This is a genomic window from Arthrobacter sp. BPSS-3 (genome assembly GCF_044628475.1).
In the GTDB taxonomy this organism is placed as follows: domain Bacteria; phylum Actinomycetota; class Actinomycetes; order Actinomycetales; family Micrococcaceae; genus Arthrobacter.
Genome location: NZ_JBIMMV010000015.1, coordinates 28515 through 40329, shown reverse-complemented (window position 1 = coordinate 40329; position 11815 = coordinate 28515). Strand labels below are relative to the sequence as shown.

General features: G+C 69.8%; 9 protein-coding genes. 5 read left to right on the top strand and 4 right to left on the bottom strand.

Annotated elements, in window-relative coordinates; translation table 11 throughout:
• Positions 1-185: 185 nt before the first annotated feature.
• The 3 genes from ACFVY3_RS17005 to ACFVY3_RS16995 are packed head-to-tail and all read right to left on the bottom strand — an operon-like array spanning position 186 to position 3824.
• Positions 186-1112, bottom strand: a complete 927-nt coding sequence (locus ACFVY3_RS17005; RefSeq protein WP_400160631.1) for a MaoC family dehydratase — start codon at positions 1110-1112, stop codon at positions 186-188.
• Positions 1109-2449: a 3-oxoacyl-ACP reductase gene (locus tag ACFVY3_RS17000; protein ID WP_400160630.1), complete on the bottom strand. Its 1341-nt coding sequence runs from the start codon at positions 2447-2449 to the stop codon at positions 1109-1111. Before ACFVY3_RS17000 ends, ACFVY3_RS17005 begins: the two co-directional genes overlap by 4 nt.
• Before the next feature lie 10 nt (positions 2450-2459).
• Positions 2460-3824 (bottom strand): acetyl-CoA C-acetyltransferase, encoded by a 1365-nt coding sequence (locus tag ACFVY3_RS16995; protein ID WP_400160629.1) that lies wholly within the window; start codon positions 3822-3824, stop codon positions 2460-2462.
• 68 nt (positions 3825-3892) lie between these two features.
• Here ACFVY3_RS16995 and ACFVY3_RS16990 point away from each other — a divergent pair, with 68 nt between their 5' ends.
• Both ACFVY3_RS16990 and ACFVY3_RS16985 read left to right on the top strand, forming a co-directional pair.
• On the top strand, positions 3893-4597 hold the full coding sequence (locus tag ACFVY3_RS16990; RefSeq protein ID WP_364137938.1) for a TetR/AcrR family transcriptional regulator: 705 nt from the start codon (positions 3893-3895) through the stop codon (positions 4595-4597).
• 100 nt (positions 4598-4697) lie between these two features.
• On the top strand, positions 4698-6878 hold the full coding sequence (locus ACFVY3_RS16985; protein ID WP_400160628.1) for an acyl-CoA dehydrogenase: 2181 nt from the start codon (positions 4698-4700) through the stop codon (positions 6876-6878).
• Between the two features lie 119 nt (positions 6879-6997).
• On the opposite strand, the gene glgA is transcribed toward ACFVY3_RS16985, so the two are convergent.
• Positions 6998-8197 (bottom strand): glycogen synthase, encoded by a 1200-nt coding sequence (gene glgA / locus ACFVY3_RS16980; protein WP_400160627.1) that lies wholly within the window; start codon positions 8195-8197, stop codon positions 6998-7000.
• A gap of 102 nt (positions 8198-8299) precedes the next feature.
• Here glgA and glgC point away from each other — a divergent pair, with 102 nt between their 5' ends.
• From glgC to ACFVY3_RS16965, 3 genes are all read left to right on the top strand, one after another.
• Positions 8300-9718 (top strand): glucose-1-phosphate adenylyltransferase, encoded by a 1419-nt coding sequence (gene glgC, locus ACFVY3_RS16975; RefSeq protein WP_400160626.1) that lies wholly within the window; start codon positions 8300-8302, stop codon positions 9716-9718.
• A 49-nt stretch (positions 9719-9767) separates the two neighbouring features.
• Positions 9768-11273, top strand: coding sequence for an SDR family NAD(P)-dependent oxidoreductase (locus tag ACFVY3_RS16970; RefSeq protein ID WP_400160625.1), 1506 nt, complete (start codon positions 9768-9770; stop codon positions 11271-11273).
• A 94-nt stretch (positions 11274-11367) separates the two neighbouring features.
• Positions 11368-11796, top strand: coding sequence for a pyridoxamine 5'-phosphate oxidase family protein (locus ACFVY3_RS16965; RefSeq protein ID WP_400160633.1), 429 nt, complete (start codon positions 11368-11370; stop codon positions 11794-11796).
• Positions 11797-11815: the final 19 nt, after the last annotated feature.

Sequence of the window (11815 nt, the reverse complement as noted above, 5' to 3'; positions counted from 1 at the left end):
CAACAAAAAATGCTGCTTTCTCCTGATCCGAGTACCTCCGATGGCACTTCGATTCACCACTTAAACGCGACACGGTCGTTGCAACTCCCAATAACGGGTGTTGCAACGACCGCTAGAAGCCGCCCACCTCGGGGACGGCCGCCGTCGTCGTCTGATGAACCCTCAGGCCCAGCCCTCCAGGACCCTCACGACAGGGGCGTGACGGAACCGCTGAAGTGCTTCCGGCCCGAGCGCGGGCTCCACGCCACGTACTCCGAGCCGAGCCAGGTGCCCTCCTCGGCCTGCGTAGTGCTGATATCCAGCGCCACGCGGGCCGGCAGGAACACCGGGGCCTCGAAGCGGACGTCCCAGCGGAACGCATCGCCCTTGGCGGCACCGACGTCAGCCAGCGCGCGGGACGCCAGGTACATCCCATGCGCAATCGAACGGCGCATGCCCAGAGCCTTGGCGCTGAGCACGCTCAGGTGGATCGGGTTGAAGTCACCCGAAACCGCGGCGTAGGCCCTCCCGGTGTCCACGCCCAGCTGCCACAGCGCCGTCGGGTCCGGCGCGGTGAATGCGGCCGGTGTCTGGGCCGTGGAGGGCTTGTCGATGCCGGGCAGGAAAACACCCTTGGCGAGGTAGGTAGACACGCCCCGCCACCGGACGGTGTCAGCGGCGTTGCCGTCCTCGGCCGCCCCGCGGACCTCGGCCACCAGGTCCAGCTGGGTGCCGGCGCGGTGGCCGCGCAGGTTCTCCGCCCAGGCCCGGATGTCCAGCGGCTCGGTGAACAGCACCGGCGCAGACTGCTCCACCGTGTTCTCGAGGTGGATCATGCCCAAAAGCGGCAGCGGGAAATCGTCCCGGTTCATCACGGACATGGCCAGCGGGAACGCCAGGGCGTGGATGAAACCGGCCGGCAGGATGTCGCTGGCCGTCTCACCGATCAGGTGCTGGTAGGCGGTCAGGTTGTCGACGCCGGCTCGGACTCCGCGGACCTCGTGGCTCTCGGCCGGGAGGGCGGTGCCGCCGTGGGCCCCGAGCAGCCGTCGGCGCGCCGCAGACGCGGCAGCGTTGACGTACAACTTGGACAGCGACGGCATCTCCGCCAGCAGCACAGGCGCCGGACTCATGCTCCCACCAGGTTCTGGCCGCAGACCCGCAACACCTCCCCGGAGATGCCGCCGGCGGCGTCGCTGGCCAGGAACGCGATGGCCTCGGCCACGTCGCCGGGCCGGCCGCCCTGCTGCAGGGAGTTCAGGCGGCGCGCCACCTCGCGGGTGGCGAAGGGGATCTTGGCCGTCATCTCGGTTTCGATGAAGCCGGGGGCGACGGCGTTGATCGACCCGCCGTGCTCCGCGAGCAGCGGTGCGGTGGCCCGGACCATGCCCATCACGCCGCCCTTGGAGGCGGCGTAGTTGGTCTGGCCGCGGTTTCCGGCGATGCCGCTGGTGGAAGCCACGGAAACGATCCGCGGCGAGGTCCGGAAGTGCTCGGAGGCGAGCAGGGCCTCGTTGATGCGCAGCTGCGCGGCGATGTTGACCCCGATCACCGAGCTCCAGCGGGACTGGTCCATGTTGGCCAGCAGCTTGTCGCGGGTGATGCCGGCGTTGTGGACAACGATGTCGAGGCGGCCGTGGCGCTGCACGGCGTGGTCGATGATCCGCTGGCCGGCATCTTCGCGGGTGATGTCCAGCTGCAGTGCAGTTCCGTGGACCTCGTTGGCGACGGCCGCGAGGTGGTCCCCGGCGGCGGGAATGTCGATGACGATCACGGTGGCCCCGTCGCGGTGCAGGGTGCGGGCGATCGCGGCGCCGATCCCCCTCGCGGCGCCGGTAACTGCCGCGACTTTGCCGGTCAGCGGCTTCTCCGGGTCCGCGGGCAGTTCGCCGGCGTCGGAGGTGACGGTGAGGAACTGGCCGTCGACGAAGGCGGAACGGCCGGAGAGGAAGAACCGGAGGGCGCCGAGCGTTCCGGGACTGGTGGTCCGGGCGCCGTCGGCCAGGACGATGCCGTTGCCGGTGGCCCCGGCGCGCAGTTCCTTGGCGAGGGACCGGAGCAGGCCGTCGACTCCCTGCCGGGCCGCCGCGGCGGCCGGATCCGTCGCCTCGGCGGCGGAACGGGAGATCGTGACGACGCGGCCGCCGGAGGCGATGTCGCGCAGCGAGGCGGCGGCGGTCAGGACGGGCCTCTCAAGGTCCTCGGGCCGGGCGGCCTCGTCGAGGACCAGGATGATGGCGCCGAGCTTCTCCCGGGGCACGGCGTGGCGGCGGACGTCGAGATCCCACGCCAGCAGCGCCGCGGCGAGCTCGTCCGCGCCGGCACCGGCGCCCTGGACCAGGATGGGTCCTTCGATCAGCGGCTGGCCGGGCCGGTAGCGGCGGAGTTCCACCGGCTGCGGCAGGCCGAGCTTCTTCGCGATGTCCCGGCCGAGGCCGCGGCTCACGAACTGGGTGTATTTGTCAGTCATCCGGTTCCCCCTAGTGTGCTTCCAGAATGGCGACGACGCCCTGGCCGCCGGCGGCGCAGACGGAGATCAGGCCGCGGGCGGGGCGGCCGTCCACGGTGCCCTTGCGGTGCAGCATGGTTGCCAGCGAGGCGACGATCCGTCCGCCGGTGGCGGCGAACGGGTGGCCGGCGGCCAGGGAGGAACCGTTGACGTTGAGCTTGGCCCGGTCCACGGCACCCAGCGCGCCGTCGAGCCCCAGCCGGGTCCGGCAGAACTCCTCGTCCTCCCAGGCCGCGAGGGTGCTAAGCACGGTGCCGGCGAAGGCCTCGTGGATTTCGAAGAAGTCGATGTCGTCAAAGGTCAGTCCGTGGCGGGCCAGCAGGCGCGGCACGGCGAAGACGGGGGCCATCAGCAGGCCGTCCTTGCCGTGGACGAAGTCGACCGCGGCCGCCTCGCCGTCCAGGACGGTGGCGAGCTTGGGCAGGTCGTGGGCGTCGGCCCATTCCTCGGAAGCCAGCAGCACCGTGGCGGCACCGTCGGTCAGCGGGGTGGAGTTGCCGGCGGTCATGGTGGCCTCGGCGCCGAGGTTCTTCCCAAAGACCGGCTTGAGCGTGGCGAGCTTCTCCAGGGTGGTGTCCGGGCGCAGGTTGGAGTCCCTGCTCAGGCCCCGGTAGGGGGTGATGAGTTCGTCGAAGAACCCGTCGTCGTAGGCGGCGGCGAGGTTGCGGTGGCTGTTGTAGGCCAGCTCGTCCTGTGCCTCCCGGGTGATCTTCCACTGTGCGGTGGTGAGGGCCTGGTGCTCACCCATGGACAGGCCGGTGCGGGGCTCGCCGGTGTTGGGCGCGTCGGGAGCCAGGTCCTTGGGGCGGATGCGGCTGAGGATCTGGAGCCGCTGCGGCAGGGTCTTGGCGCGGTTGAGGTCCAGCAGGATTTCGCGCAGGCCCTCGCTGACGGCGATCGGGGCGTCCGAGGCGGAGTCGACGCCACCGGCGATGGCGGAGTCGATCTGGCCGAGCTTGATCTTGTTGGCCAGGCCCAGCACGGTCTCCAGCCCTGTGGCGCAGGCCTGCTGCAGGTCGTAAGCGGGGGTCTCGGCGGAGAGGGCCGAACCCAGGACGGCCTCGCGGGTGAGGTTGAAGTCGCGCGAGTGCTTCAGCACGGCGCCGGCGGCCACCTCGCCGATCCGTTCATCCTGCAGGCCGAAGCGGGCGATCAGCCCGTCCAGTGCGGCGGTCAGCATGTCCTGGTTGGAGGACTTGGCGTAGGCTCCGCCGGTTCGGGCGAACGGGATGCGGTTGCCGCCGACAACGACGGCCTTGCGCAGCTGCTGCACCGGTGCCGCCGGGCGAGCTACAGAGTCCTGCGGGCCGGGTGCGGGCGTTCCGTTTTCAGGCATGGGCTGTCTCCTAGGGATCTGAACGGTTACTGATACCCAGCGTACCTGATACGCTGGGTATCGTGAACATCCTGGAAGCTGACCCCGCCGCGCACGGCGCGTCCTCCGGCACGCCCGGCGCCGCCGTCGACGGGCGCGCCTCCCGCTGGCAGTCACACCGCGAGGAGCGCCGCCGCGAACTCATCAAGTCGGCCCGCCGCGCGGTGCATGCCCTGGGCAGTGAGGCCTCGATGGAGGACATCGCCGCCGCCGCCGGGACGTCCAAGTCGGTCTTTTACCGCTATTTCGGGGACAAGGCCGGCCTGCAGCAGGCCGTTGGCGAGGTTGTCCTGAACCAGATGCAGCGCCGGATCGGTGAGGCCGCACAGGCCGCCCAGACTCCGCGGGAGGGCCTCTTCGCGATGGTGTCGGCCTACCTGCAGATGGCCGAGACCAGCCCCAACGTCTACACGTTCGTGACCCGGTCCGCGCCCGGCGAGCCCGAAAGCCAGAACGGGCCTGCCGCCGCCGGCGCCCTCGGGCACTTCTTCGACGCCATCAGCGAGATGATCGCCGCCCCCATGCGCCAGCAGCTGCGCGCGGCCCCGGGCAAGGAGGCCGTGATCGGCTATTGGCCCAACGCCGCGATCGGCCTGGTCCGCAACGCCGGCGAACAGTGGCTGGCCAGCCCCGACTCCCCCGCCAAACCCGGGCAGGAGGCGATGGCGCGGCAGATCACCGACTGGCTCTGCTTCGGCATTGCCCCCGAACTCTCCGACCTGCCCTCCCCCTGAACCCTTGCCCCTGCACCCGCCCACCAGCACCACGATCCACCCCGGCCCCGCGCCGGAACCGCAACACCTGAACGATGTCAGTGCCAACGAAGGAATCGACATGACTGAACTAGCCGACCGCACCGCGGACACCACCAGCTCCTCCCGCCCCGCCGCCCAGGCCACCGCCCGGCCGCAGGGCACCGGCAGCCCCGCACCGGGCGCTTCCCGGGACGCGGCCCCCGCCGTCGACGTCGCCGCGCTCGGTGAGCAGCTGCTGGGCAAATGGGCGGACGTCCGCCGCCAGGCCCGCGAACTGGCCGGCCGCGAGGAACTGCACAAGATCGAGGGCCTGACCCACACCGATCACCGCAAGCGCGTGTTCGGCCAGCTCGGCATCCTGGTGGACAACGGCGCCGTGCACCGGGCCTTCCCGAAGGAACTCGGCGGCGCGGACGAACACGGCGCCAACATTGCCGGCTTCCAGGAACTCGTGGTGGCCGACCCGTCGCTGCAGATCAAGGCCGGCGTCCAGTGGGGCCTGTTCGGCTCCGCCGTCAACCACCTGGGCACAGAGGAACACCACAAGAAGTGGCTCCCGGGCATCATGAGCCTGGAGATCCCCGGCTGCTTCGCCATGACCGAGACCGGCCACGGCTCCGACGTCGCAAGCATCGCCACCACCGCCACGTATGACCCGGACGCCGGGGAATTCGTGCTGCACACGCCGTTCCGCGCCGCCTGGAAGGACTACATCGGCAACGCCGCCAACGACGGCCTGGCCGCCGTCGTATTCGCCCAGCTGGCGACGCGGGGCGTCAACCACGGCGTGCACGCCTTCTACGTGGAGCTGCGCGACCCGGAGACCAAGGAGTTTCTGCCCGGCATCGGCGGCGAGGACGACGGCGTCAAGGGCGGCCTCAACGGCATCGACAACGGCCGGCTGCACTTCACCCAGGTCCGGGTCCCCCGCACCAACCTGCTCAACCGCTACGGCAACGTCGACGCCGACGGTACCTACACTTCGCCAATCGACAGCCCGGGCCGGCGCTTCTTCACCATGCTGGGCACCCTGGTTCAGGGCCGTGTGTCCCTCGACGGCGCCGCCGTGACCGCCTCCAAGCTGGCACTCAAGACCGCCATCCAGTACGCCACCGAACGCCGCCAGTTCAACGCCTCCTTGCACACCGACGAAGAGGTGCTGCTGGACTATCAGCGGCACCAGCGCCGCCTGTTCACCCGCCTGGCCACCACCTACGCGGCCGGCTTCGCCAGCGAGCAGCTGCTGGAGAAGTTCGACGACGTCTTCTCCGGCCGCGCCGACACGGACGAGGACCGCCAGGACCTGGAAACCCTGGCCGCGGCCCTGAAGCCCCTGAGCACCTGGCATGCCCTGGACACCATCCAGGAATGCCGCGAGGCCTGCGGCGGCGCCGGCTTCCTGATCGAGAACCGCTTCGCCTCGCTGCACGCGGACCTCGACGTGTACGCCACCTTCGAGGGCGACAACACCGTCCTCCTCCAGCTCGTGGCCAAGCGCCTGCTGGCCGATTACGCCAAGGAGTTCCGCGGTGCCGACTTCGGCGTGCTGGCCCGCTACGTCGTCGGCCAGGCCGGCGGCGCGGCAATCCACCGCACCGGCCTCCGCGGCGTGGCCCAGTTCGTGGCGGACACCGGCTCGGTCCAGAAGGCCGCCACCGCCATCAAGGACGAGGCCAACCAGCGGGCACTGCTCACCGAACGCGTCCAGGCCATGGTGGCAGAGGTCGGCTCCGCGCTGCGCGGGGCCAACAAGCTCCCGCAGGAGAAGGCCGCCGCCCTGTTCAACAGCCACCAGGACGAACTCATCGAGGCTGCCCTGGCGCACGCCGAGCTGCTGCAGTGGGAGGCCTTCACCGAGGCCCTGCATCGGGTCACCGACCCCGGCACCAAGACCGTTCTCACCTGGCTGCGGGACCTGTTCGGCCTCTCCCTGATCGAGAAGCACCTGTCCTGGTACCTGATGAACGGCCGCCTCTCGATGCAGCGCGCCCGCACCGTGGGTGAGTACATCAACCGCCTGCTGGTGAAGATCCGCCCGCACGCCCTGGACCTGGTGGATGCCTTCGGCTTCGGCCCCGAGCACCTCCGGGCCGCGATCGCCACCGGCGCCGAGAAGACCCGGCAGGACGAGGCGCGCGAGTACTTCCGGCAGCAGCGCGCCAGCGGCCAAGCGCCGGTGGATGAGAAAACCCTCCTCGCCCGCGAGGCACGGGAGCAGAAGGCCGCCAAGGCGGCGGGTAAGGCCAAGGCCAAGCGCTAAGACCGCACCCCGCGTCTGATAGAACGACGGCGGCGCCGCCCCCAGGGATGGGGACGGCGCCGCCGTCGTTAACCTGCCGTGCCGACCGGCCGGACTCCTGCCGGACTCCTGCCGGACTGCTACTGGGGCAGGACCGAGCGGTAGACCTCGAGCGTGGTCTCCGTGATCGACTCCCAGGAGAAGTGTTCCTCGGCCCGGCGCCGGCCGGCCTGGCCCATAGCACGGGCACGCTCCGGATCGGACACGACCTCGGTGAGGGCGGCGGCGAATTCGCGCACGAACCTCTCCGGATCCAGCGGGGTGCCGGTGCCATCGGTGACCTGTTCGAGCTCCACGAGCAGCCCGGTCTCGCCGTGCTGCACCACCTCGGGGATGCCGCCGGTGGCACTCGCCACCACGGCCGCGCCGCAGGCCATCGCCTCAAGGTTGACGATCCCGAGCGGCTCGTAGATCGAGGGGCAGGCGAACGCGGTGGCGTGGCTGAGGACCTGGATGAGTTCGTGCCGCGGCAGCATCCGCTCGATCAGCACCACGCCGCTGCGCCGGGCCTGCAGGTCCTCGATAAGGCGCGCGGTCTCGGCTGCCAGTTCCGGCGTGTCCGCGGCGCCGAGGCAGAGCACCAGCTGCACGTCCGCGGGGAGTTCGGCGGCTGCCCGCAGCAGGTACGGGACGCCCTTCTGCCGGGTGTTGCGGCCGACGAAGACGACGCTGGGCCGGGCCGGGTCGATGCCGAGGGCGCGGATGGCGTCGTCGTTCTCGTCGCGGTTCCACAGGCTGACGTCAATGCCGTTGTGTACAACCCGCACCTTGGCGGGGTCCACGTCCGGGTAGCTGCGCAGGATGTCCTGCCGCATGCCCTCGGAGACGGCGATGATCGCGGCGGCGGACTCGTAGGCGGTCTTCTCCACCCAGGAGGACACGGCGTAGCCGCCGCCGAGCTGCTCGGCCTTCCACGGCCGCAGCGGTTCCAGACTGTGGGCGCTGAGCACGTGCGGGATGCCGTGCAGCAGGGCGGCGATATGGCCGGCCATGTTCGCGTACCAGGTGTGCGAGTGCACAAGGTCGGCCCCGGCGATGTCGGGAACGATCCGGAGGTCGACGGCGAGGGTCTGGACGGCGGCGTTGGCGCCGCCCAGGTCCTCCGGGACGGGGTAGGAGGTCACGGTGGCACCGTGGTAGTCGGGGTCGCGGGGGGCGCCGAAGGCCCGCACCTGCAGGTCCACGTGGCTGGCTAGGACGCGGCTCAGTTCGGCCACGTGGACGCCGGCGCCTCCGTAGATTTCGGGCGGGAATTCCTTGGTCACTATGTCTATTCGCACATTCCCCAAGGTAGTCGTTCGGGCTGATCTGTTCTAGTGTGAAGAGGTCCGGGCACACCGGACTGTTTTGGGGAGTTACGAAGGCGTTCAGGAGCGATCACCATGCCGCAGCAGAAAAAAGTCTTGGCCATTGTCCTTGCAGGTGGCGAGGGGAATCGGCTGATGCCGTTGACGGCGGACAGGGCCAAGCCGGCCGTCCCCTTCGCCGGCAGTTACCGGCTCATTGATTTCGCTCTTTCGAACCTCGTGAATTCCCGTTATTTGCAGATTGTGGTTCTCACGCAATACAAATCCCACAGCCTGGACCGTCATATTTCCGAAACGTGGCGCATGTCCACCCAGCTCGGCAATTACATCGCTTCCGTCCCCGCCCAGCAGCGCGTGGGCAAGAGCTGGTTCCTGGGCAGCGCGAACGCCATCTACCAGTCCCTGAACCTGATCCACGACGCCAACCCGGACATCGTCGTCGTGGTCGGCGCCGACCACGTCTACCGCATGGATTTCGCCCAGATGGTTGAACAGCACGTCGCCAGCGGCGCCAAGGCCACCGTAGCCGCCGTCCGCCAGCCGCTGCACATGGCGGACCAGTTTGGCGTGATCGAGGTGGACCAGGACGACCACCAGAAGATCGCCGCGTTCGTCGAGAAGCCCTCTTCCACCCCGGGCCTCGCCGCCGACCCCAGCCAGTTCCTCGCCTCGATGGGCAACTACGTCTTCGACGCCGATGCCCTCGTGGAGGCCCTGCACGTGGACGCCGAGCGGCTCGATACGAAGCACGACATGGGCGGGGACATCATTCCCTACTTCGTGGACAAGGGCGAGGCCGGCGTCTACGACTTCACCACCAACGACATCCCCGGTTCGACCGAACGGGACCGCACCTACTGGCGCGACGTCGGCACCATCGACTCGTTCTACGACGCGCACATGGACCTGATCTCCCCCGTCCCGGTGTTCAACCTCTACAACTCCGAGTGGCCGATCTACACCCGGCAGAGCATCTCCCCGCCGGCGAAGTTCGTCCGCGGCGAGGGCAAGACGGTCGGCACCGCCCTGGACTCCATCGTCGCCAGCGGCGTCGTCATCTCCGGCGGCATCGTGGAGGGCTCCGTGCTCTCCAACGACGTCTACGTCAGCACCGCCAGCCGGGTCCTGGACTCGGTCCTGATGGACAAGGTGCAGGTGGGCCCGGGCGCCGTCGTGAAGCGCGCGATCGTGGATAAGAACGTCCGGATCCCCGCCGGCGCGGCGATCGGCCTGGACCCGGAACTGGACCGCGCCCGCGGCTTCAAGGTCACCGACTCCGGCATCACGGTCCTCGCCAAGGGCCAGGAGGTCCCGGAGCCGGGTGAGGCCGAGCGCGCCCTCTCCGCGGCGAACCTGTACCAGGTGCCGGACGCCGTCCGGACGGCCACCGAGAACTGGCCGGCCGGCCGGGAGTCGATGGAGAAGGTGGGCGAGGTGCACGCCGCCGCCGTCGGCGTCGAGACCCCGGCCGCCCCGCACACCCAGGCCCCGTAACCGACGGGGGCGTCGGGAGGAGCCCTGCGCTGCCGGTAAAATTGGCACAATGAGCTCCCCCGACCTGCCCTCCGAACCGGCCAGCGACACCCCCGCGGAGGCCGTGCCGGTGGCCGACCTCAGCCCCGCAGAGATCGCCGCCTGCCTCAAGGTGCTGAACACCATCCACGCCTACGACGACGAGCACCCGGACTACGTCGCCGTCCGGCGCGCCACCGGCAAGATGTTCAAGGCGGTCAAACGGCACCGGCGGACCACCAAGCGGGACCTGATCGCCGAGGCGGACCGGGCCGTGATCGCGCAGACCGCCACCGCCGCCCCGGACCGGATCGACGACGAGACCCGCGGCAACAAGCTGGCCACCTCTGCCACCGGGGAGGTTGCCGGCCACCTGATCCGGTCCCGCCCCTGCTACATCTGCAAGCAGCGTTACACCCAGGTGGACGCCTTCTACCACCAGCTCTGCCCGGAGTGCGCGCTCTTCAGCCACAGCAAGCGGGACGCCCGCACGGACCTGACCGGACGCCGGGCGCTGCTGACCGGCGGCCGGGCCAAGATCGGCATGTACATCGCCCTGCGGCTGCTCCGCGACGGCGCCCACACCACCATCACCACCCGGTTCCCCAAGGACGCCGCCCGCCGGTTCGCCGCCATGGAGGACAGCGCCGACTGGCTGCACCGGCTGCGGATCGTGGGTATCGACCTGCGCGACCCCTCCCAGGTGATGGCCCTGACCGATTCCCTGGACGCCGCCGGCCCGCTGGACATCATCATCAACAACGCCGCCCAGACCGTGCGCCGCTCCGGCAACGCCTACAAGCCCCTGGTCGACGCCGAGGATGAGCCGCTGCCGGCCGAGCTGCAGGCCGCGAACGGCGGACCCGAGCTGGTCACCTTCGGCCACGCCCACGACAAGCACCCGCTGGCCCTGGCCTCCTCCGTGCTGGACCACCCGGTGCTGGCCGGGGACGCCATCACCTCGCTGGCGCTCTCGACCGGCTCGGCATCGCTGGAGCGGATCGCCTCGGGCACCGCGATCGACGCCGGTGGCCTGGTCCCGGACCTGGCCACCATCAACAGCTGGACCCAGGTGGTGGACGAGGTGGACCCGCTGGAGATGCTCGAGGTCCAGCTGTGCAACGTCACCGCACCCTTCCTGCTGGTCAGCCGGCTGCGGCCGGCGATGCGGCGCTCGGACGCCCGTCGCAAGTACATCGTGAACGTCAGCGCCATGGAGGGCCAGTTCTCCCGGGCCTACAAGGGTCCCGGGCACCCGCACACCAACATGGCCAAGGCCGCGCTGAACATGATGACGCGCACCAGCGCCAAGGAGATGCTGGAAACCGACGGGATCCTCATGACCGCGGTCGACACCGGCTGGATCACCGACGAACGCCCGCATTACACCAAGGTCCGGCTGATGGAGGAGGGCTTCCACGCCCCGCTGGACCTCGTGGACGGCGCCGCGCGGGTTTACGATCCGATCGTCATGGGCGAGGCGGGCGAGGACCAGTACGGGGTGTTCCTGAAGGACTACAAGCCCAGCCCCTGGTGACGCCACGGGCCTAATGGCCCTAATCCGTGCGGGGGCGCCTCCGTACCGTGGACCTGTGACTACGACGACGCCTCCGCCGGATTTCAACCTGTCCATGGACCAGTGCTGGGCCCTCCTTGACAGCGAGGTGGTGGGCCGGATCGCGCTGATCGTAGACGGCCATCCGGAGGTCTTCCCGGTGAACTTTGTCCTGCACCGCCGCTCGATCGTCTTCCGCACCGCCGGCGGCACGAAACTCTGGGGCGCGATCACCGCGAAGCCGGTGGCGTTCGAAATCGACGGCTACGACGCGCACGAGGAAACAGCCTGGAGCGTCATGGCCCGCGGCGAGGCGGAACTGGTCGAGGACCAGGCCGAGAAAGACGCGGTCGACGCCCTGCTGCTGGAACCCTGGCAGCCGGGAGAGAAGAGCTTCTATGTGCGGGTTCCGCCCAAGGCGCTGACCGGCCGCCGGTTCAAGGTGACCCAGCCCGATGTCTGGAAGACCCGGCTGGCGGACCCGCGGCGAGCCTCTTTCGAGTAGAGCCTTCGGGGGCGCCGGC